A 26,291-nucleotide genomic window follows, 5' to 3' on the forward strand; every position below is an offset into this window, starting at 1 on the left:
GCTAACGCCATACATTGAGCTCCAACGCCTCTCCCATCATCCCGACGGGAAGGTCACTGGAGTTTCCCTCATGCCTTTCGTAAGCGTACGCATCACCCGCGATGGCGTTACCACTGAGCAGAAAGCTCAGGTGATTGCCGAGATCACTGAAACACTGGAGCGCGTGCTCAACAAACGCCCTGACCTGACCCACATCGTGATCGAGGAAGTCGATACCGATAACTGGGGCTACGCCGGGATCACCACCACTCAGTACCGCAAGCAGCTGGCGGAAGAGGGGCAGTCATGACGCCGTCGGTCACCATCGATTTCGTCTCCGATGTGGTGTGCCCATGGTGCGCACTGGGGGCGACGGCGCTGGAGCAGGCGATCGAGAACGTAGCGGGTGAGGTGTCGGTCGAGCTGACTTACAAGCCTTTCGAGCTCAACCCGAACATGCCACCCGAAGGCGAAAAAGCCGTCGAGCACTTGATGCGCAAATACGGACGTACCGCTCAGGACGTTGCCAATGGCAAAGCGATGCAGATCGAGCGCGGCAATGCCATCGGCTTCAAGTTCGACCTGGAAAAACGTACGCACTTCTACAACACCTTCGACGCTCACCGCCTGTTGCTCTGGGCGCTGGAAGAAGGACGCCAGGTGGCACTGAAGAAGATCCTGTTGCGTGCCTACTTCAGCGAAGGCGCGAACCCGAGTGACCAGCCGACGCTGGTGCGCCTGGCAGGTGAAGCCGGGTTGGACGAGGAGCGCGCACGCCAGGTGTTGGCATCCGGCGAATTTGCTGCCCAGGTGCGTGAACTGGAGGCGTTTTACCAACAGCACGGCATCAATTCGGTTCCGGCCATGGTGCTGAACGGTCGGCACCTGGTGTCCGGTTCGCAATCGGTCGAGTACTACGAACAGATGTTGAGACAAATGGCCAAGGCATCTGCCGAAGCCTGATTCATCAAATTTCAAACCCCACTTTAGTTAGAGGTATTTATCATGAGCAATTCGAAAAAAGTTGTCGTAATCACTGGCGCATCCCAAGGTCTGGGCGATGGCATGGTCAAGGCTTTCCGTGAACTCGGTTATCAAGTCGTCGCCACCTCGCGTTCGATCAAACCTTCGACCGATCCCGACATTCTCACCGTGGCCGGCGACATCGGCGAACCGCAAACCGCCCAGCGCGTAATCAGTGAAGCAATCGCCCGTTTCGGCCGCGTCGACACCCTGATCAACAACGCGGGCATCTTCGTCGCCAAGCCATTCACCGCGTACACCGCCGAAGACTACGCCAACGTGCTGTCGGTGAACCTCAACGGTTTCTTCTACATCACCCAGCTGGCCATCAACGAGATGGAGAAACAGGGTAGCGGCCACATCGTCAACATCACCACCAGCCTGGTGGACCACGCCATCGACGGTGTGCCATCAGTACTGGCATCGTTGACCAAAGGTGGCTTGAACGCCGCGACCAAATCCCTGGCCATCGAGTACGCAAAACGCGGTATCCGGGTCAACGCGGTCAGCCCTGGCATCATCAAGACCCCAATGCACGGCGAAGAAACCCACGCCGCCCTGGGCGCACTGCACCCGGTCGGGCACATGGGTGAAATCGATGACATTTCCCAAGCCGTCGTGTACCTGGACAACGCCAAGTTCGTCACTGGCGAAATCCTCCACGTCGATGGCGGGCAGAGCGCGGGTCACTAAGACCCGGTTTGGCAAACGCCAGAAACAACAAAGCCCTCGTATTGCTACGAGGGCTTTGTTTTGTATAGTGCCGGCACCAGACGAACGGTATGTTTCGGCGAGACTAGGTTTTTCGGGCGTCTGGAGTTCGCTGGAAAATTCGGCGTACCCCAACTAGTAACTATAAATAAATCAGCTAGTTATGGCGTTCAGTGGAATCGAATTGGGCATTAATGAGATATCAGCTCACTATCGGACTGCATGTAATCATCCAGAGCAGCATAGGGCATCTTAAAACTTCTGAGTTCGAACGTTGCCAACTATTGCCGCCATGGGTAATCGATAGGACTTGGCCACAAACAGACAGACGGGTGTTTAGTAAATCCGGGACGATTCACTGCGCTTGACTCTTTGTCGGGGAGCGAAGCTAAATTCCGCTAGCCAATGAGCGAAGAAACGAGCCAATGTCTTCCCCGTTATATTTGTTGTCGTTATGGGATAGATACTGATTGTTTATGTAATAGCACCCCGCTCTTATGGCAATGAGGCCTCTAGTGTCTTTAGTTTCGATGGGGATAAACGTTTCGGCCTGATAAAAGACTCCCATTACATCCTTGTTCATTTGGAAGTTTGCGCTAACTTCTTTAAGCATAGAATGAAAGGAGAACTCAAGTAAGGCACTAGAAAAATTCTGAACAACGCCTTTAAAATTATTGTCTCTAGGTATTGCGTGCAAGCAATCGGTCTCGGTATGACCTAGGGTCAGATACTCATCAAGAAATAGGCGATAAGTATGCTTTGAAAATTCTCTGAATTTTTCATGATTAAATATGTTTGTTAGGTCTATCGCAATAAGCCCGTTCTTCACCCTTCCCCCAGAGTTTAATTTTTCTAATATCTGTTTGTTCGCCTTTTTGAGGTTTTCTTCGAATGAGTTCCCTGAATGTATTTTTTTGCACTCGATAGCGGTAACTTCATTGAATATTATATCTGTTTTTGTTTCTATATTTATGGACTTATAGGAGCGCAAATTAATAAGTCTTGATGCAAAATCAAACTCAAAGAAAGCGTCCTCCGAATTGTCGCTATAAAATGGCGAATGCTCTGACCCGGCAAGCATTCTTTTAAGGGTGTCCCGATTTAGATTGTCTTTTTTTTCCTCAAGGACGCGCATGATTCTTTTGAATCTATTGATATCTGAATATATCTTACAGATTTCATCATAGTGCAAAACTTCTTTTTTAATTTTCGACTTGATCTTCTGGAGCTTTGTTTTTGAGATGTTCTTTAAGGATAGATCTCTTTGGAGAAAATTCAGAAAGTTATCGTATTCTAGCAGCAGATTTTCGATGTCAATTTGATTTGTACTTTCGTGCTTATTTCTGGTCATTGACAGGCTGTCCAATTTAGTGAGTATTCCTAAAAAAGTTGGGGCAGACCACGATTAATTTAGGAAAAGATCGCGAAAAAAAACGGGGAAAAACCAATATTGATTGATCGTCTGCATATTAATTTAAGCTAGGAATCGTGGTCTGTTTCCCGAATTATCTAAATCGCACCACTTTTTTCGAGATACTTTCTTAACTCTGAAACCCGGATAAAAGAATTTTTGCCCTGAGGGTTTCCAGCTGCGCCTTTAGCTGCGATCCCAACTACGTGATAGCTGGAATTGATTACTGGCCCGCCACTATTTCCAGAGTACAAAGTTTTATCCACTTCACTATGCGACACCCCGAATAGCGGGTATTTGTTAGTGATTCGGCACTTTAGGATTCCAACATCCTTGCTTCCTTCTTTGAAGTTTGGAAAACCTAGAACTGCGACACGGTCACCAATGTTTGGTTCTTTTACTTCTTCAAGCGTAAAAGTTTCAAGGTCAGCTGGAGCATCCTTAATTTTTAGAACTGCAATATCAAGCTCTTTGTTACGGATGATTACCTTGGCCTCATATATGCTCTCATCATCCCCAATTCTTGATACTAAGCACTCGTTGAACTCCTCTCTCGAATCGTCCACTATTGCGCTTAGCACGTGCTCACATGTCACCAGTAAGCCGCCCTTCATAAGAAAGGCGCTGCCCTGGATCATGACCAGCTTGCCATTCCGGTACTCTTCGATATTAGTGATCCAGCACTTGTCTCTAACAAACTTGCCAACCCTAAAATTATCAGAGTCCTCACGAGTTGCTTGTGGGGCATTAGGGACTTTCGATTTGATTGGTAGCATGTTATATCGTTGAGCGAGCCTCCTATAAACTTCAGAATCCTCGCTAACTACTTGCTTTATGTAAAGCAAGCGGCCTTGCAGGTGAGACTCAACAGTCGCGGTGGAATTTGGGTTCTTTTCTCTAAAAACAATATTGGCGGCCTCAACACCATATTTTTCAATAGAGTGAATTAAGGCTGCTGTTTTTCTAATATAAGTTCGAGGCACATTTGGTTTTTGGTTCGTTACCAAGCCGGTAACAATTCGCCGCTCATGCGGCCCCTGAAGCCTGACCTTACTCTGGTTGACCTTAAAACCGTGACGCTCGATAGCCGACCCTAGCTCGTACCCTACTTGACTGAAATAGTGGTTTGCTCTGCCATTCGATTCAGACCAGTCAACCAACTCGGCAGGAACGAAGTCAATAGGGCAGTAGAAGGAAAAAGTTATATCATCAGCATAGCGCGTATAAACTGAGCGATGACGCTTTGCCAGCGAATATAGATCTCGATCTAGGCTCGCACATAACATATTCGAGAGAATGGGAGAGCTCGGCGCGCCTTGGGGCAGAATGCTATTCACTGTGGTGAGGTGGGCTATTACTGTTGCAGTTTCTGGAGATAACGAATAGGGCTTAGCTATCAACATGCCACGTACACGGGCAAATGTGATCGTGCCAAAGAAATTTTCCAGGTCAACGTTAAACACGTATTTCTTTCTACAGTGCGGCCTAGCGTTAGCCACGATTGAAGTCCCTTCAAGAAAGGCCTTCACTGGTTCACGTGGCGTATATAACTTTGAAAGTAAATTCGCGATACGAGCTTGGATGGTTTTTAGTTTGTCCGTAGGTGCTAGAATCCTGCGCTTTGCACCATTTTTCTTGGGGATATCAAACGCTAGGTAGTGGCGCTGCATTTCTCCACGATAGTAAAAATGCTTAATCTTCCCATAATCTGTGCCGAGAAGCGCCGCAAGTTCATCAGGTGAGGTATTTGGGTTTAGGGCCACGAAGTTTAAAAAAAAGCCTCCATTCATATTTCACCCTATTCCTTTGAAGATAACGTCCCGAAGTCGCTAAGGGCCGTTGCTTGTAGCTTTTTTGAATCGGGTCGCATTTGAACAACCCTATTTAATACCTGAATGGAGGCTGGGCAAGATTACGTCAGGCGTTCATAGAGCGCAAGCCATTTGCCATCACTTGGTGCATTGCACATAAGCGCCCTTTCGCTCCCTCGCCGAACCTCTAAGCTCCGCTGAGCCGGTCGCAGCTGTTCGGGTTGGGGCTACCTCTTCAAGTGCCCTTATCTTGCCTCGGTGGGCTAGCCTTGGCGAGGTGGTGACTAAACGAGAGAAAAGGGGACAGATCTATTTTTCTTAGATAAGGGCGTCCGTCTGCGCAGGCTGCTGCTAGCTTTGAACACAGCATCCACCCGCTGATGCTTCGATATCGAGCCAGTACCACCACAAGGAAAACCCGTAATGGATCTACACAACGAGTTCGAGAGCAGTAAATTTTTCCACTGCGCCCGCATCGACCGGCGCGCCGCCGATGCTTTGGTCGGATTGGCCGCTGGGATTACGGCAGACGGTGTTGTGAACATCACAGAAGCGGTTTTTCTAAAGCAATGGTTGGAAAGCAATCTCGCGCATCTGAATGATCCGGTGATCAATCTGTTGTATTCGCGTCTGGCGTGCATGCTTCAGGACAATGCTTTAGATAAGGATGAGTCCCAGGAGCTGCTGAACATCCTGCGTGGTTTTTCTGGATTGGGTATTGAGGGAGCGAAGGTTGACGGTTCTGTTGCCGTTGCTCCTTCGGACCTTCCCTTCAATTCACCGGTGCCTGATTTGGTGTGGAATGGTCGCATGTTTGTATTTACCGGTGTCATGGCCTTTGGGCCACGCAAGGATTGTCAGGCGCTGGTTGAAGAACGAGGTGGTTTGATTGGAGGCAGTGTCAGTAAGAAGGTGCATTACCTGGTAGTGGGTAGCGTGGGTAATGAGCAGTGGCGTCACAGTACTTACGGCACAAAGATCATGAAAGCAGTGGAGTTGCGAGAGGCGGGAGCTTCGATTGCCATTGTGGGTGAGGATCACTGGCAAAGGATGCTGTTTGGTTGAGGTTGCTTCGTTCGTGGTCAGTTTGACGGGCTCATCGCGAGCAGGCTTCACGGGTCCAGTGTGGACAAAAAGTGGAGAGCCAGAATCAACAAAGCCCTCGTATTGCTACGAGGGCTTTGTTTTGTATGGTGCCGGCACCAGGAATCGAACCCGGGACCTACTGATTACAAGTCAGTTGAATTTAGTATTGAAAACAATAAGTTAGGGGAGTCGTTGTTACGTGCGAATGTTGTGTACGTCGCAGTTTTCGGGACCTTCCAAATGCTTCTTACGTTGGGAAGAACTCATCCATCGCCAATTCCGAGGTTTTTCCAAACTGCTACGCTGAGAACTTTATGGAGAATTTGTGATGCCCAACTCAGACCTACTTCCGTCCCTACTTTACAAAATCAATGAGAATCAACTTGCTCTTGAGGCTGCCATCATGGAACTTACGAACTGGATCGAGCAGCGCGGAGCTTCGGATGTTGCTGAGAATGTGCGCGGTGCCCTAAATGCGATCGACCGCAATGAAGAATTCATCAAGATGACACTTGCGGTGATGATGACGCCAGAGTGACTTCTATCGTTCAGAAGCGGGGCGATCGCCATTCCCGGAGAGCGCAGCTTCAAATAAGACTTAAAGCCTCGTTCCAAAAGGCACACAGTCCATTCCGTAGGCAAATCCGAATTACCTTTTCCCCAGCCTCGAACTGATATGGGTCTATGCTGTCTTTTTTGTAAGGCAAACCTGACCGTGAAGGACAAGGCGTGTGAACGTGAACTGGGAAGGAATATTGCCGATAGAAGGCAAGGTGATCGTTGTTGAGGATGATCCGATCCTTCGAACACTGATGATGGACATCCTGTTCGAGATTGGTGCCGAGTCCCTAGCGTTTGAGACTGCAGACGACGCGCTAACGTACATTTTGCAAAACCCTTTCCAATGTCCCCTTGTGATCGTGGATCAGGCGTTACCAGGACAGATCCAAGGGATGGAGTTTATTGAGATGATCCAGAGTATCCGGCCCTGGGTTGGCTCAATTCTCACATCCGGTTATCTCATCGACCCAAGCGACTTACCGCCCAATACGATCTATCTGCACAAGCCTTGGTCCCTGGACGATCTGGTGATTTCGGTGGCTACCGTGCTGCAGCCCGGTAGCCCCATCAATAAAACACACTGATTCGCTGGCGGTTTCCATGAATGAGAAAGGCTTCATTGGCCTCTTGTTTGGATTGAGTGCGCTATGGATTGCGATTGTTTACGGGGTCGTTTACTGGCTTACCTAGGGCAAAACTACGGCCATTGATGCTCATTGGTGTAATTGGTCTCTTACAACCCACCTTCTTCCACATGTGTCGACGCAGCTCTGTCTCCAGAGGGCGAAACAATTGGGATGCTGTGATCGTACACATCCATCATCTTCGCATCCCGATGGCCGCTAGCTTCCTGTTTGTCCGCCCTAGTGCCAACTGTGTCAGTAATGCCACGCCGCTTTAAGTCATGTAAGGCAAAGCGGTCTTCTGGATGAATGTTCCCATCCTTTATCGCCAGTGTGATGAATCTTTGCCAGGCAGTGTCGAGGCTGGTTTTTCGAAGGGGGCCACCGTGACTGGCCACGATGATATAGCGCTTGAACGGTGCGATTGGGATTGGTGTTTTCCGGCGTTCCCAAGTCCTGGCGCGCAAAGCTTTTGCAGCCTCCCATACCGTACGCAGCCTGGGCGTCCACCGAACAATATTGTCTCGACTGCCCTTGCGCCGATTAGTCAGGATTCCTTCTTCCAGCTCGTTGGCATCTGTGAGCGTCACAACCTCGATGCCGCGTAGCCGGCACAAATAAGCCAGCTCCATTACGCGGGCCAAGTACTCCGGACAACCACCAGGCTCGTTCCGAGCCAGACGACCGCGTGCAGTTGCGCGATCGATCAGAACGTCCATCACATTGTGCCTTGGCAGACGACGCTGCTTCCGCTCAATCGGTGCCTCAATACCCAGGGCAGGATTTACTTCCAGGAATCCACGATTACGCCCCCACTGCAGAACTCGGCGCAGGTATCGAAGCGCGTGAGCGGCTTTTGAAGGTGTACCCTCGTCTGCGAGCCGGTCGACAATGCGTTGCACCAGAGCGGCAGTGAATTTCTTCACTGCCAGATCGCCCAGCGGCTTACCCAGCTTGGTGGGGATGTTCAGCAACACGTCGCGGGAGTAGCAGTAGTCGTCGTGAGTCTTCGGCGCGAGTTTTTTGTACCGGTCACTCAGGTGGAACTGCTCGCAGACGAATCGAAGCGTGCCACGGTCGACATTAGATGCCTCGTCCATGATCCGGTGAAGTTCCGCCAGCGAGACATCTGCAGGAGCCACGTTCTTGCGACGTTGCTTTCCCGTCTCGTCGTAATGAAGGGTGTACCAGACTCCGCTGCCGCGATGGTCGAAGTAAATGGCCGCCGGAAGGGCGGCCTGATCGACATGCGCAGGGATGTGGGGATTGTGCTTCCGCTTCCTTGCTTTCCTCATAGAATTTCGGCGTCGTATCGCTCTGCTGATGCGTGGGTAAGACCCGCTGCTTGATTGATGAGGTCCAGTGTTGTCCAAGGTCCGGTGCGCCCGCGAAACATGCGAATGCCCTGCTCTAGAAGCGTTCTTTCGACATCGGAGCGGCGTTGATAGCCGGTGATGCGCTGCAGGTCGGCGAACACCAGGACGTTATCCGATCGGGAGTTCATGTTTGGTCTCTTTCAGATGGAACCACCCCGGGCAGTGTAGTACTGCGGCCGGGGCTGGGGTTATTAGAAGTGCCGCTATCAGTTACTAGATCGGATTGAGAAAGTGTTGGGGCTTTTGCCGTTCTCAAGGATCCACACGACGTTGGATTCGGCGTAGAACTTCCGTGCAATTGCCTTGGCGGCCTCATACGCACTTATTGTGTTGCTGGCCGTGGGCTTGAAACCTTTTATCCGGGCAACATAGGTGCCGGTGGATTGTCGAACACTGATCACCGTTTCAACGGGCATATCGTTTCTCCCGTGCTGCTCGAGCAGCAGTTCTCTCTGCTATAAAGGCAGCCCATTCCACAGATTTGTGTTGTTGGCGAATACGGCTGCATGTCTGGTGTTTACGTGTAGAACGGGCTTTCCCGCAGATGTCGCAAATGTTGGGTAGGTCCAAGCGATGGCTAGCCATCGTTGGGCGAGTTCTAGGGCCGTGTGTAGCTGTGTTCGTGATAGCCTCGGTGGTGCCATCGTTGAGGGTTGGGGCTTGCATGGTTCTCTCCTTTCAGTGGTGGTCGGTGCCGAGGGGTTGCAGCTCCTCGGCACCATTCCTTTTTATCGAGCAAGCCAGATCAGTAGGTCAGGTACTTGCATGGCCATGACGACGATCAGCGCGGCGGTCGCGATCGTGCTGACAAGGTTGCTCAACAATTCCCTGCTACCGTGTTGGGCGCTTTCATTGGTGCGTTGCATGGTTCTCTCCTTTCAGTAGTTGCCGGTTGCAGCCGGCGTTACATGTCGCTGTCTGGCTTTCGCACCAGGTGCAGCTCCAAGCCTTCAAATTCGTTGCTGTCTTCAGTGCTCGATTGCCAATCCAGTACCGCCTGGATCTGCAGTCGCGAACAGTTCAGTACCAAGACTTCGCACTGACCCTTGGCTGCTCTAACCTCCAAAATGTCAACGAGGCCATCGGCGCCGTATGCATCTGCCTGCACGGTGTTCCGATGGTCGCTGCCCATGTGTTTCAACAACTCGGTAACGCGGTCCTGCAAGCATGGCGACGTGTCAGATGGACCTCCGGCGAGTACTTGAATTTGCATTCCTATGTCCTGTTGGTAAGCGGTGGTCAGGCCTGAAAAACCCAGCACTTCACAATGGGTTGCTTGGTGATGGTGGCGTTGGAGTGCTTTGCCTGGTGGGCACGTACCGCGCTGTCGGTTGCCTTGTTCGTGTCGATCAGCTTCCGGGAGCGGGAATCTTTCAGGCGATCGCGCAGTTCGCTGATGTCTGCAACCTTCTGGCGGTGCTCGGCCGCGCATTTGACGAAGTCGTTGAGGTTGATGGCGATGGTGTGGTCTTTCTTGCTGTGATTGACCACTGGGCCGTCAGCGTCCAGACCTTCGAGGTACTCGTAGACTTCCCAGAACTCAGCCACTACCGGGTGATCCGAGCTGATCGAGGCTTGGCGCTCGATGGCCATGCGGATGATTTGGGTACGGGTGTGGCTGATCTGCGGTTCGCTGAGAGGCAATACCAGGCGCAGGCAGTCGAGCAGGGCGAGCAACTGGGCGTGGTTCTTGTTAATACGCTCCACACGGATGTAACCGCGCAGCTTGTTACCGCAATGGGCACATTGGTTGTGCTCATCTTTGAACGGCGTTTCGCAGGCAAAGCAATGGCTGTGAAGGGTGCGAAGTTTGGCTTCATAGCCGGGCACCCGATTGGCGAACAGCTCCATCACCTCCGACTCTTTGCGCACCGCCTGCAGCAGGAAGTTGCTGAGCTTGGCGCCTTCCAGGGAGTTGAGCAGGTCTGCCGCCGCTCGACTTTCAGCCGTGACCGTTGGCCGTACAAAGTGCAACTTCACGATCCTGGTCATGATCGCCTCGGACGCTACGACTGGCGCGTTCTGGCTGATGGCGATCGTGGCGCGGAACGGCGGCTCATAGGTCTCGTTGCCGGCAGTCTTTACACCTTTGGTTGCCAGTGTGCCGCCGCCGTAATAGTCCTTCAGCTCGTCCCATTCGAATGTTTTGGCGTGGGCTTTATCGTCGCCGCTACGGTCCGATTCCAGTAACACGACAGGCATAGCGGAGATCTGACCCATCAAGCGGCTGCGGCCGGCCTTGGTGGATTTGGACGGGTCGAAGCCCTCGTACCCTTCGCGGCCCAGCAGTTTCCACAGCAAGGTGAGCAGGGTGGTTTTGCCGGCACCGGCTTCGCCTGTGGCTTCGAGGAAGGGGAACGATTGATACCGGGCGCGAATCTGCTCGGCGAACAGTGAACCGAACCAGAAGGTCAGCGCCACGGTGCCCTGGGCGCCGAAGCATTGCCATAGCAAGTCCAGCCAGCGAGTGTCGTACTCTTTGGAGTCCTTCTGCAGCGCGATCTTCACGCCTTTTTGCAGGCTCTTGAGCTTCAGCTTGCCCATCTCGAAGAACTCTTCTTCATTGATGGTGATGAGCTGGCCGTCGCGAATGGCGATGTCATTGAACACGTAGCAGCCGTATTCCCGGCTATAGCCAACGTAGTCGATGGTTTGAACGGTTTTGATCCCGAAAAGCTGGTCTTTCATGATTTTGTCCAACTGTTGCCCACTACCGGTGAACACGGCTCCGGCACCCATGCCGAGAAGTCTTTTTTTGAATTCGCTGGCGGCGGCAACCTGGCCACCGGTGAAGGTGTTTTTCACCGAGCCGCCGTCGTGGGGAAAGTCGACGCGAAAGAAATACCAAGACTCGTCGGTGATCTCGTTGCGCTGGAAATACAGGGCCTTGGGGTAGCAGTTGGCGATCTCGACCACGCAGCCGGACATGCGCAGCGCCTTGGCGCGACGTGCTTTGTCGTTCAGTTGTTGGTCTTCATGGTTATCGCTGGCGTCCAATGCCTGCATGGCGCTGTTGAACTTCGAGATGTCCAACTTCCACCAGTACAGGCGCGAGTCGAAACCGAAGTGAAACTCTTCGCGCTCCCGCCACTGGTACATGAGCAAGGCTTTCTCCACGGCGCTCTCGGCAATCAGCAGGGCGCCATGGTGCTTGGCTTCGTCCAGCTCCTTGTCGATTCGCTGGGTACGGGCTTCGACGTCATCCATAAAAGCCCAGCGCTGATGCAGGTCGTTCCAGTCGACCTTGCGCGAATCCGGTTGGGGGATCTGTGCTGCGTCACAGGTGAAGCCAAGATCCCGCGCTTGGCGAACCCAGGTGCGGGTGTATTTGTGCGCACCTGGTTCGTTGTCCAACGCCCAAACCAGCTTTGGCGTTTTGCCGCCGCGTGCGGTGATCAGAGCCTTCAGTGACTCTTCCGGATAAGCGTTGGAAGAAAGCGCGGCGACGGCGGGGATCCCGTTCTGCACCAGGGCAATGGCATCGAAGATGCCCTCGACGATCCACAGTTCATCTACCTGCAACAGGTCGACGCAGGGTGGCACCCACCAGTAGCCTTTGTAGCTTTCGCCAGGCTTGAAGCGCGCTTTCTTCTTGCCGAAGCGGTTCGGCTTGTCGATAAGCCGCTCCCAGTAGCCGCCCTTGTCGAGGGGAAAGCGAACCGTGGCCGAGCCGATGTTCAAATCACGGTCGTAGTAATGCTCCTGGGTGTACCAGCCTTCAATCATCCCAACGTCGAAGCCGCGGGCGAAGGTGAGGTAAGCCTTGGCACTTGCCGCCGGTTGATCGTCTGTGGCCGGGGCGCGCTTGCTCCAGTCGTCGAACAGATCGCTGTACAGCTCCTTGACCGGTTCCATGTAGCGGCATTTCTGCTCGCGGCCGCAGCGGATGAACCATGGCTCGTCATACCGCGAGAACAGCCGGCGCTGGTTGCACTGAGGGCACGTTCCCTTGCGCATGTATTGGGTGCCGGCCATGTGTTGCAGACCAAAGTCAGCCTCAAGCCGCTGCAGCACGTCGGCACGCAGTTGGTGGTCCATGGTCTTCACTGCGCACGCTCCGCAGTGTTTGCACCTAGCTGTTTTTCCAGCTCCTTGCGGGTCCGGCAAATACCGGCCAGGTGTGGGATGTCCTGGAGCACCTTCGGTGCCCGCTGGCCACGCGGTACATTCCGGTAACGATCGGAGTACCAAACGTCGGCCATGGTGGTGTCGTACTGGCTGTTGAGCCACTGCAGGTATTGCTCTGCCTGCTGTTGGTTCAACTCCAGTTGGATGGTGATATTGCTCATTTCGGCCACCAATAAAGTGCAGTTTCCCCTTACCCACGCAAGGCGGGCATGTATCAGGGGCGGTTCAGATTTAGTTCGAGGTGTTGCGGGAGGTCAGCAAGCGCGCTGGTAAGAAGCGGGCCGGGACGGGGTAGCGCTTTTGGGTTTGGGTATCGAGCAGCCAGACCAGGTAACGATAAGCGCTGCTGCCCGGATAGATGCCCAGCCGCGCTACGCGTTTCGATGTCATGCCTTCGAATTCGGTAACGGCAAGCTCCGCGATCCGCTGCACCAGGTGCTCAGGCACTTCGAGCGACTGAGCGAGGTAGCGTTTGCAGTTTTCAAGTAGCTGGTGGTCACCGGACAGGTGCTGTCCATGCTGGCGGTACAGATATGCAACGGCAGCCTGTTGCATGGCGGCGCGATAATCATTGGTGGGGTTGATCGTTAAGGTGATGGCGTTCATGCGAGTGTGGCCTCCATTTCCAGTTGATCCAGCAAGTCGGGTTGATCATTGGCTGACTTCATCGCAGCGCGACGCAGGGCTACATCCGCAATGGGAAGACGAACAGTGGGGTTGGCCATGCCGCTCGGACTCATTTCATGAGTCATTTCGAACTGAGCACGAACGGACCAACCGCAGGCTTCGTTGACGCATTGCAGGTAAGCCACACGTAGGAAAATATGGGTGCCTTCACTGGTGCGGATACGCATGCGGCCCATGCAGTGGGGGCAAACAAGCTTGTAAGTGCTCACTGGTCGCCCTCCTTGCTGTGCAGTGAAATGGTGGCCAGCACCTCGGAATGGCGGGCGCTCAGATACTTGCTGTGGGCAGCAAGGATTGCAGCAGCCTCACCTTTCTCGATGACGCCATCGGCCAAAGCTTTATCAATGATCTGGTCGACCACCCCTCGCTTGGCAGCTGTGCTGACCGAGCGGCTATACAACTCGATGTTGTCCAGGGTTTCAGGGGCAGCGATTGGCACGAACATGCCGCTGTACAGGGAAGCCACGTATTCAGGGAAAAAGCTGGTGCCAGCGTCTCGCTCGAGCATATGAATTTGGTCATCGCTCAATGGCCGGCTGCCCGCGTTCTCATAGACGTGGTTGTCGAATTTCTTGAGTTCATAACCGAGGCGCGCTGCTGCGCATTCACGGCCACCTGGGTAAGCACAGACGACGGCACTTACTACTTGGCGTCTGGTTTCTAGCACTGGGCGTTTCATCTTCTGGTTTCCTCCGTGAGCCAGAGGCCCTAGTTTGTAATCACACCGTCTTTGATCCCGAGGAGCACGGCTGCGCGATGCGCCTCACCTCGAAGGCATTTTTTCTGCCCGTTTAAAACCGCATAGACGGTTGAAGGGTGGAGACCGTTTTGAATAGCAAAATCCTTAACGGACATGCCCTGTAATTCCAGGCGCTTTCTTGCGTCCTGGCAGGCTTGCTCGGGTGCATAGGTGGCGTGCATAGTTCAGATTCGTGTGATTTCGCGTGATGTTGTGATGATATTGGTTCATATAAATGAACCTGTCAATGTTAGAGGTTCAAAAATATGACCATTGGCGAGCGGCTGAAGGAAGAAAGGTCGCGCTTGGGGCTCAGCCAGACTGATTTGGGTGCTGCTGGCGGTGTAGGAAAAACAACTCAGATCAATTACGAAAAGGATGAAAGAAGCCCTGACGCAAGGTACCTAGCTGCGGTTAAACCTTTGGGAGTAGACGTTTACTACGTGCTGGCGGGGGAGCACTTTCCAGTATCACCAGATCAGCTTTCGCCCTACGAACTCGAGGTGCTGTCGTACCTCAAGGAGCTCACGGACTACGACAAAGAGACACTCCGTCGAATGGCCCATGCGATGGCTGCTGTGGCCAAAAGCTGATGCATCGCTGCACGTAGTTGAAACCATATGCTGGTGTCACTGATCGACAGATGACGCAAAAAAGCTCAGCCCTGGCTGGGCTTTTTTGTTTCCGACTGTCAGCCCCATTGGCGAAATGGTTTCAGAAATGTACTGTATGCACATACAGTAATGGAATATGACAAGCGATGGAACCTATCCGCATTCACTGCTACCCGAAGACAACCGAATTTGCGGCAGTTGAGGCCCTTACAAAGTTGGAGCTTGATCTGCTGGTTCGGTACCGGCGGTTGTCTTTGGATGACCAAAAGCGTGTACTTCAGGTTCTTCAGGCCATGGTCACTGTTCAGGTGGAAGATGGAGAGTCAGGCGGGCAGAAGGTAATCGTTTGTTGACCTGTGTTGGGTGTGTCCCAAGGTAGAGTTTTTAACCCTGAAGCCTTTTGTACTCCCGATCTGCTGCTCTTTTCGCAGACGCCTTGTTTTCGTACAGATGTGTCAGTCGCCTCGGGTTGCTTTGATCTCCCTCGGTGAGCTGCTTTTGCTCTCCCGTCTTATCGTCGCGGTACCACGCCACGATTCCTGTGTAATTGTCCGAATTGTCAGCCAGTTCATTCACGCCGTCGTCGTCCGGTAGCTTGGACTCCAGTTCGAGACTGGTGGTGAACGAATCCGGCGAGAAGCTGTGTTTGACGTTTCCGCCCAACCACACCACGTCGGAGATTTCTCGCTTGATGCCCACCAGGGAGTAGGTCAGCTCGGGCGTCAGATCGGGTCGGCCCCTCGCCAGGGTATAGCTGAGTGTCGCGGTACTACGTTGCAGCCTGCTCATTTCCGAGCGAGCGGCCACCAGTGCACTTTTCTGGTCAGTGTAGGTATGGCGCAGGTCTTTCAGGTTTTCCCCGCCGCCGGCAATAGCTTCCTTTTTCTCGGCGCTGTTCACCTCGTAGTAGAAAGCACGCACGCCCGTGTAGCTGTCGCGATCGGCCTGAAGAAAGCGGTGCTGATCGCCATCCTGGCGGGTGAGGGTGATGTGGGGAAGATTCAGCCCGCTGGCGGTGGTGGATTTCCCAATAGGCATGAACAGTAGACGGCCCGCCTTCACGGTAGCGATGGCATCGTTCTCTATCCCGAGACGGCTGAGCAGGTTGGCATCGGACTCATTGGCCTGGTCCAGGTGCGCAAGGTTAAGCGCGCTGAACGCGACGCTCACCACGGCACCGAGACCGTACGCCCCGGCAATGGCCTCAATGACGGCCTTCAATGTTTGGCCATGCCAGCTGCGCTCCCGCTTGACCTTCAGGCCCGCACGCAGATCCACGCTCCGGGCGCGGATGCTGAGTTGATCAGGCGCACCGCTGTGCTCGGTCTCGTCGACGGTATAGGTGCCTTTGTCGATCAGGCCGGTATCGCTCCAACCCAGCCAAACCTGCAGGACGGCGCCCTTGGGCGGAATGGTCAGCCGGCCGTCATGATCAGAGAGGGTAATGTCGAGCTGGTCCGCTTCCATCCCGCGATTATCGGTGAGTTCGATGTTGATCAAGCGCGCCTCGATCGCTGCCGTAATGTCGTTGCCGTCGACCAAGACGCGACATATCGGTCGGGGGTAGGCCGTAGCGTCGCGGTACGCATCTTTTGCCTTGCCCAGGTAAGCGTTGGCCTGGCTGATGGCATGATCGATCACAGCACTCTCCTCAGGATGTTTCCTGCGGTGCTCGCTCCCGCGCCAAGGATGTCCGCACGGCCGTCATCGATGCGCTTGAGTGCAATGGTGAACTCGATCCGGCGAGCGGCGCCGTCTCGAAAAAACAGCGTCCTGGTTTCGTTGATGCTTTCGATAACCCAGGTCCCGAGGATCCGCCCGGTACCCTCAATGAGCGGCCACGACTTCCCGGTATCAGCCATTACCCGCAGGGTATCCAGGCTCAGTGGTGTTCCCAGCAACGCGGGAAGCAGGACACCAGGCAATGTAATCGCATCCTCGCCACGCCCCAGATACTGTCGAGCAGGGTTGGTACCGATACGTGAGGTTGTGCCGTGGCGCCAATCTGTCTGCCGTTGCAGCTCCTGGTAGACCAGCGTTTCCAATGTGAAGACGAACATGCCGAGGGCCATCATCATGGTGGGGTTACTCCTGGTCCAAAAGGGAACTGCGACCGCGCGCCTGCTTGGCACTCTGACGCTTGTCCAGTTCGGCCGCGACAACGCGTGCAATGGCAGCCGGATCCATCCCAGCCGCGGGATGGATGTTGATGACGATCTGATCGCCCGCAGCCTGGGCGACGGGCGCTGAAGCGGTGGCAATCGGTGCTCGATTGTCGACCGCGATGGCGCCGCCGGCACTGCCCATGCCAATGGCCAGAGCACCGGCTTGGGCCAGCCGTTTACCGGCACCGGCGACAGCGGCCAGTGGTCCGCCTTCACCATCGGACAGACCCTGAGCCAGACCCGCCATGGTGAAGCCCCCCAGTTCAGCGAACACGCGGGAGGGGCTGTGGATGCCGAGCTTTTCCTTGAACCAGCCAATGGTGCTTTCGCCTGCTCCGACAACGGCGTCTTTTACGCTGCCGGCCGCAGCGGTGATGCCGTTCACCAACCCGGCCATGATCATGCCGCCGAACTCGGTGAATTTCCCCGGCAGCTCAACGCCGAAGTAGCTCATCACACCGGCGAAGGCGCGGTAGAAAAGTCCAAGCGGGCTGAAGTTGACCAGGATTTCGAGAATGCCGGCGATGCCGCCACTGAAGCCCTGCTTGAGCTCAACCCACAGCGTGCCCAGGTAGGCTTTCACCTTGTCCCAGTTGGCATAGATCAGATACGCGGCGGTTGCGATGGCTGCCACAGCCGCGACGATGGGGTTCGCCATGAACAGCCGGCCAATCCACAGTAGGGCCTGGCCTACGATCGGCAATACCTTTGTGCCCATGTTGACCAACAAACCGAGTAGGGACGGTAGCTTGATGCCGATCAGTGACAGACCGTAGCGAACGGCCAGGAACGGTCCTAGCGCCCCCGCGACAGCCAGCGCAGCAGCACCGAAGCCGGCGGCGACAGCGGCAATGCCGGCAGCAACGGTTAAAATGCCCTTGACCAGGTTGGGGTTCGCCTGAGCCCAGGCATTCACCTTTTCGAGCACATTATTGAAGCTTTCGATTAGGGCAACGAGCGTCGGCCTGAGCGTCTCACCCATTGCGCTGCTGAGGTTGAACATCCGGTTTTGCGACATCTGCCAGCGTGCGGACAATTGTTCGCCTTTGATGTCTCCCTCGCGCTGCATCGAGCCGGCGCCCTTGGTGCTGTTGACCAGGTCGAGCTGGCGACGGTATTCGCCAATGTTGTTGGCCAGCTTCGCGGCATCGTCGCCGTAGTCCTTGCCAAACAGTTGGGTGGTGACGCTCAACTGCTCGTTCTTGGGAAGTTTGTTGATTGCATCAAGCACCTTTTGGATGGTGCCTGTGGCGTCCTTTGCAATCCCATCCTGAACAGCCCGTGCTTCAAGTCCGACGGCTGCCAGCCCTTCCTGGAAGCGCTTGGGTTGGTTGGTTGCAATCGCGAGCTCGCGGATCATGGCGTTGGTGGCGGTACCGGCGGTCTCGGCTGACGCGCCCAGTGTGAGGAAAGTCGAACCCAGTGCCGCTGCATCCTTGAACGACATCCCCACCGAGGCTGTGATACCTGCAGTGCGTTGCATCACGTCGATGATGTCCGCGCCTTTGGACTTGGCGTTGTCGTCCAGGTAGTTGATGGCATCGCCGAGTTGGCTGACGTTTTTGATCGGCAGCTTGTACAGGTCGGCAATTCGCGCGAGGTTTTCGCCGATCTGATCGGCCGGCAGTTCGAAAGCGGTGGCGGCCGTTGCGGCGACACGGGCGAATTCGAGCAAGTCGTCTTTACCCTGGACCCCCATGCGCGCAGCACCCTCTACCAGGGCGGCGATATCGGTCGTGGCCATGGGAATCTGCTCGGCCATTTTCTTGATGGCTGCGCCCATGTCGTAATAGGTCTGGGTGAGCTTGCCGTTGTCGTCCCGGGCACCTTCAACTTGTTTCGCCACGCCGGCCATCGCGTCCTCGAAGCTCGAGTAGCTCTTCACCATGCCGAGGATGGGTAGACCAGCGGCGGCACCGGTAGCGGCGGAACTGGCGCCGGCTACTGCCGCGTTGCCAGCGAGTTCACGCCCTTTGCTGTAGTTCTGTTGCAGCCTGGAAACGCGCTCTTGCTGTTTGCCCAATGCAGCCAGCCGTTCACGCTGGACCTTGATGGCTTGGTTTGCCGCTTCAATGTCTGTTTTCAACCGGCGCTCAGTGCTGCCCAAGTTGCGCGTATCCGCACCGGTGGATTTGACCAAGGGAATCAGGCGCTGCAGTTCGGCGCGTTGCTCGCCGTGCTTGTTCTTCAGCTTTTCTACTGCCGCAGTGGCGTTGATGAACGTCTTCTGGAAGGCCGCAGAGGGGGCGTCCATGGTCTTGAGCTGCTCGCGGTACAGGCGCACTTTGTCCTGGGCCTTGGCCAGCTCCTCAGAGGTTTGACGTACAGCTTCGCGTTGACGGGTGTAGCTGGAAATGTCCGATTGTTGCGCGTTAAGCGCCTTCAACTGGTCGCGTGCTTCCTTCAGCGCACGTGAGGTGGCATTGCTGCCATTGCTGATCCGCTTGAGGGGGGCGGTGACCTTGTCGACCGCCGACAGCAGTACTTCGAGCCGCAGCTTGTCAGTCATCTTTTGCCCCGCTTCTTACCCGGGCGCGTTCGCGCCATTCCATCAGTTCAGTAAGGGACAGCGGATCCATGACCGCTGGCCCCCAGTGGAAAATCACGGCGATGTCCGCCATGGCGTCATCTACGCAACGAGGGACGCATCCGTCTTCGCCGACTTCGGCAGCAAAAAACCGGTGACCGCCGTGGCCATCTGCACCAGGTCGGCGGGGTCCATGCGCCCAAGCTCATGATCGGTCAGTGCCGGACTGGTGATGCGAGGCAGCACTTTGCGCAAAGCGATGACGTCCATCTGCAGCAGGTCCGCCAGGCTTACGCCACGCAGCTCGCCCGACATGGGCTTGCGCAGGGATACGGAGGTGATTTCCTCCTCACCGCGCGTGATGGGCGTGTCCAGGGTGACGATTTCGACGTTCGGGTTTTTTTCTTGTGGAGTCATGGTGATGTCCTGAAAGTGAGGTGGAGATTGGCGAATGGACGGGCCGAGAATTACAGGCCGATGGCTTTGCGGTGTTCAGCCAACATGTCTTCGCCGTTGACGTTGAAAATGAAGTTGAGCAGGTCAATCTCGATTTCTACGTTCCCGGCGATCGTCAGCTTGTAATAGCTGCAGGTGGTGGTGAACTTGTGCTCGGTATCCTCACCGCCTTCGGCATCGCCCATATCGATCTCTTCGTGACGACCACGGACCACGACTTCCACGGCCGTGACTTCACCGGTGTCATCCCGCTGGACGGATCCGGCCCAACGCAACATCACGCCATTTGCCGAGACCGCACCGTACTGACGTAGTGCCGTCAGGTCCCAGCCGCCGAGCGTCCATTCCAGCTGGATACCGTCGTCACTGTGACCCAGATCTACCTTGACCGGACCGTCCATACCACCACCGCGGAACTGTTCGAATTTGCGCCCGAGCTTGGGCAGGGTGACGCTCTTCGACTGACCGACATAACTGACGCCGTCGTTGAAAAGATTCATGTTCTTGAGCTTTTTGGGCAGGGCCATTGGGGCGCTCTCCTACGGCGCGGCCGAGGCCGCGCGGGTGAATGGATGATCAGGCGTTGACGCGGCTGGCGAAGTCGATCAGGTAGCGATCGGTGATGCGCTGGCGCAGGTTCAGGTTCTCCAACGGCGGAACCGGCGTGTAGTCGTAATCCAGATACAGCTTGCCGGCCTTCAGGGTGTCCTTGTCATTGGCTGCCTCGTCGTACCAGCACTCGCCGCCAATCAAATATCCCAGGCGCACCAGCTCGCGGAACTTCGCATTGATGCCTTCAACGATGTCGCGCACCAGGCTTGCGTGCATGGGTTTGTCCACCGCCCAGAACTGACCCTCGGCCAGAGTGTCGGCGAGTACCTGGGCGGTTCGGGTGTAGTTCTCGAAGGCAAACAGTGGATCGTCACTGCAGGTGCGCGAGCCCCAGAAGCGGAAGCCTTCGCGGCGAATCAGGGTGGTCACGTCCGCCGCGTTGAGCAGGCCAGCGTCGGTAGCGGGGTTCTGCAGATCCCAGTAAATGTCCTTGCTCAGTCCCGACACACCGTTGACTGGCACGTTGGACAGGGTTTTGTGCCAGCCGACCTGCTCGTCGAGTTTGGCGCGCAGGCCGAGGGCGCGAGCGATGGCAGAGGCGGGGGCGTCCGCATTCGTCGTGGTGTCCCAGTTGATGAAGTCCGGCCAGATAGTCATCAGCTCCCGTGCACCGAAGTTCTCGCGGTACGCGATCGCCTCGGAGACGGTCTCGCAGTCCCAGGCACTGGCATAGGCAAAACCTCGCAGCTTCTGCGCGATGCCAACCAACTCGGTGGTGACGGCCAGTGAGTCGAGACCAGGAACCCCGAGGATGCGCGGGCGCACACCGAGTTGGACTTCGGCCGCGAGCAGCGCCTTGAGGCCTTTGTACTGACCATTAGCGCTCACACTGCCGACGATGTTGGAGGTGGTTTCTGCTTCGGTAGCGCCTTCTTCCACCCGTACCACAACGGTGACTGGGCTGGCCTGGTCGGCGATGGCGTCCAGACTTTTAGCCAGAGTGCCGAGCTCGCCGGCCTTGCCGCTGGCGGTCAGCACGTCGGTAAGCAGAACGGGCTTGTTCAGTGGGAATGCGACCGGGTCGGCGTCGCTGGCAGTGCAGACCATGCCGACTACTGCCGTAGCAATAGTGCGGATGGGGCGGGTGCCCTCGTTGATTTCGACGACTCGGACGCCGTGATGGTAGTCAGTTGCCATGGGGGGATTCCTGCGCGTTGGTGGCGATGTAGCGCAGGGTGACGCGCGCGTGATGCGGCGACGAGGATTTGTGCTTGTAAGGACGCTCGCCACAACAAGGGGGGCGAACACGTAACGAAAAAGAAAACGCCCCATCAGGGGCGTGGCGTTTATTGTGCTTGGTCGGCGATCCATGTCGGCGCGATTGGCCGGTGCTGGCTGTCGGGGAAGTCGGGCGATTGAGGCCAATCACGCAAAACCTGCATGTACACAAGCAGCTCCATGAACTGATCGACGGAAAGGGTGGGAGGCGCCCCGATTTCCAACTGATCGCGGTGACGATCGCGCAACCACATCACTGCCACCAACTCACCGTCGCGCCATTGCCGCTCAAGGTCAGCAAGCGCCTCACTTTCGGTGGGCAATGCATCGACCAGCACAGGCTGCCCCTCGGCGTTATGACCTCGCACTTTACCGCGCGCAGGGTTGGCAATTACCGATAAGAAAATCTCTTCAGAAATTGGCACCACGTCGGCCGGCATCTGGTCGCCATGAACACTACGCAAATAGGTGCAGCCCGTTTCTTTACTGTAAAAGCGCATCAGACCCCCTTAGTTTCCAATGGCCAGCCAAGCACCACTGGCGGCAATACCGGTTGAACTACTGGCGGTGAATCCAGTTTTGGTTTGAAAATATGCCCCAATGGCGGTCACTTTTTGATACGCCGCCTTCGGGCTGTCGTAGTTCCCAGCACCCACCACAACAGCCAAGCACGCGGACGGGAAGGCGAGCGTAAACGGAACTGGCGTGTCACTTGCGAACAATCCAGAGCCCCATTGAACAATCAAGCCACCCAGCCAACTAGGAAAGGCGATGTAGCCGTTCGCAGCGAGGCTGATTGCGAAGCCCTTACGCAGCTTTTTCGGCGTGGCGATAACAGCGTCATTCGCGCTATCCAGCATCTGCGCATCTGTAGCGACCTTGGCCGTACCCTGATTGATTTCCGTGGCTTGCGCCGCCAAAGCCGCCAGCGCGGCAATATCAATGTTTCCCTGATTGATCGGTGCGTTCCAGGCCTTGATGCACCACATCACCGCCAGGTTGCGCGGGCGAGTAGAGCCGGTGAAGGTGCTTGAAGTTGCCGGCGTGCTCGTGGTGTTAACTACGGCAAATTGATTGGGGTAATCGGCCAACGTTACTGCATCGATCCCAAAACCGGCGAGTGGCGTTACTGCGGCAGTCCCAAGGCCTGCAACAACGCTACCGTCGGCATTACCCGTCGTGTCAGCGATAACCATCGTACCTTTCTGCCAGCTACCTACGGCTCGCCCAGCATCTACCCCGCGTCCATGGTCCCAGCCACGCAGGAACTCGCCGCGCGATTCCGGCAGACGGAAGTTGCCCGCCCCCTCATCGCCCTTGTTGAACGCCATGCCCAGTAACGTCGCCAGATCCGGATAGGCAGCAATACTCTTGACGCTGCCGTCAACTTCCAGAAACCCCGGCGCGAGCTTGTCGACTGGAAACGCCACCATCGTGCCGACCGGCAACGCCGAGGCCTGGGCAATCATCGACTCGATTTGCGGCTTGGTGTAGGTGTCGGTGATCCCCATCCCGGCCAGTGTGCTTGGATTATCCCCCGACACCACTACGCCGCGATTGTTGACCTTCACCCGGGTAAACTCGCCGGCCGTTTTGTTCGCCGGCAGAACTTCCAGAATGGCCGCGTCCACGTAGGCGCGAGAAGCCAGCACCACCGCCGGGTCAATCTTCAGCGTGATGTTGCCGGCGTTGTTGACGATGAAATTCATCCGCACCACTTGCGTGCGGCCCGAGCCTTGCGACAACAGCGGTTTATAGCTCGGCGCACAATTGGCCACCGCCACCAGATCGCCGGCCTCGTCATACAGACCAATTTCACGAATCCAGCGCCCGCCCTCATCGGCCGGGATAATCTGCTCAGCGATGATGATTGCCGGGTTGGCCGGGTCGACCTTGAGTTGGTTCAGCGGTCGTCGCCGCCACTCGTTGATCAAAGCGGTTTGCGCGGGACTGGGGATGGGGTCGGTCAGATTGGCATCACCTACGCCCATGTCGGTGATCTTCCAGGGAATGCCGAGCGCGTCGGCGTTCGCCTGTTTGGCCAATCCCACATTGGTGAGAATGGCGAAAAACTGAGAGTTCGCATCAGTCATGGTAAACGTCCAGGGTGTCTATGGAGTGTTCGCGGCCGATCACGCCGAAGTGTCCGGTGACCTCGATATCGCGCATTACTGGCGGGTACACGTCGATTTCGTCGCCTTCGTAAAGGCAGGCCGCTATGTTCAATTGGCCTTGGGTTTCGAGGCTGATCGCCAGCCCCGTCAGGTGCCTGGTCAACGGCCGAGCGTCATCGATCAACCAGGTGAGTTCCTGGTACATCTCTTCGGTGATACCGGTATCCAGCACGCCGATCTTGATGGCGAAGGTTCCCGGGACGCCTTCCGGAACGGTCTGCCACCATTCGAGTACTTCAATCAGATAGCCCAACGGTTCGACGACACGCCGCAAAGCGCCAATCGTGCCTTTGCGCGAATGAACGTAGTACGAGGTCTTGATGACCTGGCGCTTGATGGCTTCCGACCAATTTGAATCCCAACGGTCGACGGAAAATGCCCAGGCGAGGTAGGGCAGCAGGTCGACAGGGCAGCGGTCGGGATTGACCAGGTCGCGGATCGGAACGGGCACGCGCTCGATGCGGGCCAACGCTTGGGCGGCGAGCTGCTCGAGCTGGCTGGCGTTGGGTGGTAACAGAGTGCTCATAATTGCCCTCCCACAGTCACGGTCACGCCGGTGCAGTACGCCGCCTGGGCGGTCGTGGGTGCCAAGTCCGTCCAGCCATTCAGCACCACCTTGCGAACGCCTTCGACGTGCAAGGCGGCATGAATAGCGGACTCTGAGACTTCCACACCCAAGCGCCTGCGTTGTGAGACGAACGCGGCGAGTTTGGATTCGGAAGCTGCGCGAATCGGCTCAGCCTCGGGACCTGTGGTGGCCAGATACAGCACCGCGTCGACCGTATAGGGCAGAATTTCAGCCGATTGTACGGTGAGGCGATCAGCCACCGGACGCCGATCCTCATCACTCAGATATTCAAAGACGATATCGAGCAAGTCCTGTGGGGCAGTGCCGTCGCCCAACAGCGCCTGCACGGTGACGACTGCCACGGCAGGGGACGGGCTTTCGGCTGAGGCATCGGCCACGCGACCATCGGCGCTACGTGCGTGCAGGATGTAGCTGTTACGCGGGCCGGCGGTGGAAAGTCCTTCCCACGCCATTTGTGCACGTTCGCGCAGGCTTTCGTCCGACTCCATTACCGCCGTGACAGGCGGGACTGCTGTGGGATTAGCCGGAATGACAACAAGCCGGTGGACATTGACGTTGGCGGCCAGTTGCACCAGGTCATTACCTTTCGCCTTGGCCAGCAAGTTGGCCAGGCACGCCTCATTGACCCGTTGACGCCAGACGGTTTCGCGGTAGGCGTTCTCCTGAACGAGTTTGGTCAATGGCTCTGACTCGAGCGCGAGCGTAGCGGCAACTTCAGCCTGCTGCTCGGCGGGCCACAAGCTCACGGTGTAGGCCTTACGCTCGGCAAGGATCTGCTCGTAGTCGATCTGTTCAACCACGTCGGGGTCTGGCAACTGCGCCAGGTTAATTGGCGTGAAAGTCTTCATGCGGTGGCTCCCATCGCCAGCGGTACGCGCAAGTTGAGCGGTTCGTTGGTGTCTACCCGAGTGCCCTCGATGTCGAGAATCGCCTGTCCGGCTTGTTCACCCAGGTTCAGTTGCACGCGGCTCAAATGAATCCGCGGTTCCCAGCGCATCAGGGCCATCGCGGTCGCGGCATAGGCCTGCAGACGTGTGGCGTTATTGGTGGGCCAATCGATGAGGTCGACGAGCAGGCTGCCGTACTCGCGGCGCATGACACGCGTGCCGATCGGGGTGGTGAGGATGTCGGCAATCGACTGGCTCAACTGGTCGTTGCCGGCGATGACGCGGCCGGTGGCCCGGTTCATTCCGATCATGGTGTCGGCTCCAGGGAGATACCTGATCCCGGCATGACGCCTTTGGTGCGGTGGTTTACCAGACTGATGTTCTGCGCACCGGCGGTGACGTCTTCAGTTGCGCTGAGTAGACCCTCGACGGCCACATTTCCGGTGATGCGGACATCTCCGGTGATGTTGACTCCGCCCGGGGCAGTCAGATTGGCGGTGCCACCAGCTGGCAGCGTGGCGGTCAGCGTGTGGTTTTCGGTGTCGTACTCAACGATGGCGCCATCGCGGTACTTCCGACGCCGACGGGAGAGGCTGTTGTCCGGTGCGGGGAATTGATCGCTGAAAATGCCATAGAGAACAAAGCCGGTTGCGGGGTTGCCCGATGGTGAAAGCACCAGGCACTGCTCGCCTGCGCTAGGCGGATCCCACTCGCTGTCGGTGCCGGCCCTCGGGGCAAAGAATGGTAGCCAGCCGGTTTCCAGCCCGCCAGTTTTCACCCGGCAGCGCGGGGCTTCCGGATCGATGTCGGCGATGGTGCCGGCACGGAGCAGGTTTTCGAGGCGTCGGATGAGATCGGTTGGGTTTTCCATGTCGCCGATGGTGACGCTCGCGCGTGCGAGCCGCATTGGTCGG

33 protein-coding genes are annotated in these 26,291 nt (G+C 56.1%); 7 read left to right on the forward strand and 26 right to left on the reverse strand.

All coding sequences use genetic code 11. The features are described 5' to 3' along the window. Positions 1 to 70: 70 nt before the first annotated feature. Genes ASD60_RS00595 through ASD60_RS00605 form a run of 3 tightly spaced genes read left to right on the forward strand, consistent with a single transcriptional unit; the run spans position 71 to position 1,695 of the window. Positions 71 to 289, forward strand: a complete 219-nt coding sequence (locus ASD60_RS00595) for a tautomerase family protein (protein WP_056852134.1) — start codon at positions 71 to 73, stop codon at positions 287 to 289. Further along, positions 286 to 942 carry a DsbA family oxidoreductase gene (locus ASD60_RS00600; protein ID WP_056852135.1) on the forward strand — a complete coding sequence of 219 codons (657 nt, stop codon included), beginning with the start codon at positions 286 to 288 and terminating at the stop codon, positions 940 to 942. Before ASD60_RS00595 ends, ASD60_RS00600 begins: the two co-directional genes overlap by 4 nt. A 42-nt stretch (positions 943 to 984) precedes the next feature. Beyond that, positions 985 to 1,695 (forward strand): SDR family NAD(P)-dependent oxidoreductase, encoded by a 711-nt coding sequence (locus ASD60_RS00605; RefSeq protein ID WP_056852136.1) that lies wholly within the window; start codon positions 985 to 987, stop codon positions 1,693 to 1,695. Between the two features lie 406 nt (positions 1,696 to 2,101). Here the strand turns inward: ASD60_RS00605 and ASD60_RS00610 are convergent, their stop codons facing one another. Together ASD60_RS00610 and ASD60_RS00615 are read right to left on the reverse strand one after the other, a co-directional pair. Next, positions 2,102 to 3,064 carry a hypothetical protein gene (locus ASD60_RS00610; RefSeq protein WP_056852137.1) on the reverse strand — a complete coding sequence of 321 codons (963 nt, stop codon included), beginning with the start codon at positions 3,062 to 3,064 and terminating at the stop codon, positions 2,102 to 2,104. Positions 3,065 to 3,222: 158 nt separating this feature from the next. Continuing rightward, a complete protein-coding gene (locus ASD60_RS00615; protein ID WP_056852138.1) occupies positions 3,223 to 4,914 on the reverse strand; it encodes a trypsin-like peptidase domain-containing protein in 1,692 nt (563 codons plus the stop codon). A gap of 444 nt (positions 4,915 to 5,358) precedes the next feature. On the opposite strand from ASD60_RS00615, the gene ASD60_RS00620 reads away from it, so the two are divergent. From ASD60_RS00620 to ASD60_RS00630, 3 genes are all read left to right on the forward strand, one after another. Beyond that, a complete protein-coding gene (locus tag ASD60_RS00620) occupies positions 5,359 to 6,000 on the forward strand; it encodes a BRCT domain-containing protein (RefSeq protein ID WP_056852139.1) in 642 nt (213 codons plus the stop codon). A gap of 349 nt (positions 6,001 to 6,349) precedes the next feature. Beyond that, entirely contained in the window at positions 6,350 to 6,559 is a 210-nt protein-coding gene (locus tag ASD60_RS00625; RefSeq protein ID WP_056852140.1) for a hypothetical protein, read from the forward strand. Positions 6,560 to 6,752: 193 nt separating this feature from the next. Next, entirely contained in the window at positions 6,753 to 7,166 is a 414-nt protein-coding gene (locus tag ASD60_RS00630) for a response regulator (protein WP_056852141.1), read from the forward strand. Positions 7,167 to 7,315: 149 nt separating this feature from the next. Here the strand turns inward: ASD60_RS00630 and ASD60_RS00635 are convergent, their stop codons facing one another. From ASD60_RS00635 to ASD60_RS00680, 11 genes are all read right to left on the reverse strand, one after another. Next, positions 7,316 to 8,500 carry a site-specific integrase gene (locus ASD60_RS00635; protein ID WP_056852142.1) on the reverse strand — a complete coding sequence of 395 codons (1,185 nt, stop codon included), beginning with the start codon at positions 8,498 to 8,500 and terminating at the stop codon, positions 7,316 to 7,318. Then, positions 8,497 to 8,709 (reverse strand): hypothetical protein, encoded by a 213-nt coding sequence (locus tag ASD60_RS00640; RefSeq protein ID WP_056852143.1) that lies wholly within the window; start codon positions 8,707 to 8,709, stop codon positions 8,497 to 8,499. The genes ASD60_RS00635 and ASD60_RS00640 overlap by 4 nt, the downstream gene beginning before the upstream one ends. Positions 8,710 to 8,787: 78 nt before the next feature. Then, on the reverse strand, positions 8,788 to 8,997 hold the full coding sequence (locus ASD60_RS00645; RefSeq protein ID WP_056852144.1) for a hypothetical protein: 210 nt from the start codon (positions 8,995 to 8,997) through the stop codon (positions 8,788 to 8,790). 312 nt (positions 8,998 to 9,309) lie between these two features. After that, the gene (locus ASD60_RS28700; protein ID WP_156386244.1) at positions 9,310 to 9,447 is read right to left on the reverse strand and encodes a hypothetical protein; all 138 of its coding nucleotides are present in this window, start codon (positions 9,445 to 9,447) and stop codon (positions 9,310 to 9,312) included. 38 nt (positions 9,448 to 9,485) lie between these two features. Then, positions 9,486 to 9,794, reverse strand: a complete 309-nt coding sequence (locus ASD60_RS00650) for a hypothetical protein (protein ID WP_056852145.1) — start codon at positions 9,792 to 9,794, stop codon at positions 9,486 to 9,488. A gap of 26 nt (positions 9,795 to 9,820) precedes the next feature. Continuing rightward, positions 9,821 to 12,619, reverse strand: a complete 2,799-nt coding sequence (locus ASD60_RS00655; RefSeq protein WP_056852533.1) for a toprim domain-containing protein — start codon at positions 12,617 to 12,619, stop codon at positions 9,821 to 9,823. Between the two features lie 5 nt (positions 12,620 to 12,624). Continuing rightward, complete coding sequence (locus ASD60_RS00660) at positions 12,625 to 12,870, reverse strand: hypothetical protein (RefSeq protein WP_056852146.1); 246 nt, start codon at positions 12,868 to 12,870, stop codon at positions 12,625 to 12,627. A gap of 70 nt (positions 12,871 to 12,940) precedes the next feature. Then, positions 12,941 to 13,315: a hypothetical protein gene (locus tag ASD60_RS00665; protein WP_056852147.1), complete on the reverse strand. Its 375-nt coding sequence runs from the start codon at positions 13,313 to 13,315 to the stop codon at positions 12,941 to 12,943. After that, on the reverse strand, positions 13,312 to 13,605 hold the full coding sequence (locus ASD60_RS00670) for an ogr/Delta-like zinc finger family protein (RefSeq protein WP_056852148.1): 294 nt from the start codon (positions 13,603 to 13,605) through the stop codon (positions 13,312 to 13,314). The genes ASD60_RS00665 and ASD60_RS00670 overlap by 4 nt, the downstream gene beginning before the upstream one ends. After that, on the reverse strand, positions 13,602 to 14,075 hold the full coding sequence (locus ASD60_RS00675) for a YmfL family putative regulatory protein (RefSeq protein WP_056852149.1): 474 nt from the start codon (positions 14,073 to 14,075) through the stop codon (positions 13,602 to 13,604). Before ASD60_RS00675 ends, ASD60_RS00670 begins: the two co-directional genes overlap by 4 nt. Before the next feature lie 29 nt (positions 14,076 to 14,104). Then, the gene (locus ASD60_RS00680; RefSeq protein ID WP_056852150.1) at positions 14,105 to 14,317 is read right to left on the reverse strand and encodes a DNA-binding protein; all 213 of its coding nucleotides are present in this window, start codon (positions 14,315 to 14,317) and stop codon (positions 14,105 to 14,107) included. Between the two features lie 84 nt (positions 14,318 to 14,401). Between ASD60_RS00680 and ASD60_RS00685 the strand changes: the two genes are divergently transcribed. Beyond that, a complete protein-coding gene (locus ASD60_RS00685) occupies positions 14,402 to 14,728 on the forward strand; it encodes a helix-turn-helix domain-containing protein (RefSeq protein ID WP_056852151.1) in 327 nt (108 codons plus the stop codon). A gap of 405 nt (positions 14,729 to 15,133) precedes the next feature. Here the strand turns inward: ASD60_RS00685 and ASD60_RS00695 are convergent, their stop codons facing one another. The 13 genes from ASD60_RS00695 to ASD60_RS00750 form a co-directional block, all read right to left on the reverse strand. Then, positions 15,134 to 16,390 carry a phage late control D family protein gene (locus tag ASD60_RS00695; protein WP_082557512.1) on the reverse strand — a complete coding sequence of 419 codons (1,257 nt, stop codon included), beginning with the start codon at positions 16,388 to 16,390 and terminating at the stop codon, positions 15,134 to 15,136. Then, the gene (locus tag ASD60_RS00700; protein WP_056852153.1) at positions 16,387 to 16,827 is read right to left on the reverse strand and encodes a phage tail protein; all 441 of its coding nucleotides are present in this window, start codon (positions 16,825 to 16,827) and stop codon (positions 16,387 to 16,389) included. Before ASD60_RS00700 ends, ASD60_RS00695 begins: the two co-directional genes overlap by 4 nt. A gap of 7 nt (positions 16,828 to 16,834) precedes the next feature. Then, entirely contained in the window at positions 16,835 to 19,423 is a 2,589-nt protein-coding gene (locus ASD60_RS00705) for a phage tail tape measure protein (RefSeq protein WP_056852154.1), read from the reverse strand. Next, positions 19,416 to 19,535 (reverse strand): GpE family phage tail protein, encoded by a 120-nt coding sequence (locus ASD60_RS27925; RefSeq protein WP_082557513.1) that lies wholly within the window; start codon positions 19,533 to 19,535, stop codon positions 19,416 to 19,418. Before ASD60_RS27925 ends, ASD60_RS00705 begins: the two co-directional genes overlap by 8 nt. An 8-nt stretch (positions 19,536 to 19,543) precedes the next feature. Next, positions 19,544 to 19,858, reverse strand: a complete 315-nt coding sequence (locus tag ASD60_RS00710; RefSeq protein ID WP_056852155.1) for a phage tail assembly protein — start codon at positions 19,856 to 19,858, stop codon at positions 19,544 to 19,546. A 50-nt stretch (positions 19,859 to 19,908) separates the two neighbouring features. Continuing rightward, positions 19,909 to 20,424, reverse strand: coding sequence for a phage major tail tube protein (locus ASD60_RS00715; protein WP_056852156.1), 516 nt, complete (start codon positions 20,422 to 20,424; stop codon positions 19,909 to 19,911). 49 nt (positions 20,425 to 20,473) lie between these two features. Further along, positions 20,474 to 21,646 carry a phage tail sheath protein gene (locus tag ASD60_RS00720; protein ID WP_056852157.1) on the reverse strand — a complete coding sequence of 391 codons (1,173 nt, stop codon included), beginning with the start codon at positions 21,644 to 21,646 and terminating at the stop codon, positions 20,474 to 20,476. A 149-nt stretch (positions 21,647 to 21,795) separates the two neighbouring features. Next, positions 21,796 to 22,227, reverse strand: coding sequence for a phage tail assembly chaperone (locus tag ASD60_RS00725; RefSeq protein ID WP_056852158.1), 432 nt, complete (start codon positions 22,225 to 22,227; stop codon positions 21,796 to 21,798). Between the two features lie 9 nt (positions 22,228 to 22,236). Beyond that, a complete protein-coding gene (locus ASD60_RS00730; protein WP_056852159.1) occupies positions 22,237 to 23,820 on the reverse strand; it encodes a phage tail-collar fiber domain-containing protein in 1,584 nt (527 codons plus the stop codon). Further along, positions 23,813 to 24,427 (reverse strand): phage tail protein I, encoded by a 615-nt coding sequence (locus tag ASD60_RS00735; RefSeq protein WP_056852160.1) that lies wholly within the window; start codon positions 24,425 to 24,427, stop codon positions 23,813 to 23,815. The genes ASD60_RS00730 and ASD60_RS00735 overlap by 8 nt, the downstream gene beginning before the upstream one ends. Next, positions 24,424 to 25,338, reverse strand: coding sequence for a baseplate J/gp47 family protein (locus ASD60_RS00740; RefSeq protein WP_056852161.1), 915 nt, complete (start codon positions 25,336 to 25,338; stop codon positions 24,424 to 24,426). The genes ASD60_RS00735 and ASD60_RS00740 overlap by 4 nt, the downstream gene beginning before the upstream one ends. Further along, complete coding sequence (locus ASD60_RS00745; protein ID WP_056852162.1) at positions 25,335 to 25,688, reverse strand: GPW/gp25 family protein; 354 nt, start codon at positions 25,686 to 25,688, stop codon at positions 25,335 to 25,337. Before ASD60_RS00745 ends, ASD60_RS00740 begins: the two co-directional genes overlap by 4 nt. Next, positions 25,685 to 26,284: a phage baseplate assembly protein V gene (locus tag ASD60_RS00750; RefSeq protein ID WP_082557514.1), complete on the reverse strand. Its 600-nt coding sequence runs from the start codon at positions 26,282 to 26,284 to the stop codon at positions 25,685 to 25,687. Before ASD60_RS00750 ends, ASD60_RS00745 begins: the two co-directional genes overlap by 4 nt. Positions 26,285 to 26,291: the final 7 nt, after the last annotated feature.

It is taken from the genome of Pseudomonas sp. Root562, from assembly GCF_001427125.1.
Classification (GTDB): Bacteria; Pseudomonadota; Gammaproteobacteria; order Pseudomonadales; family Pseudomonadaceae; genus Aquipseudomonas.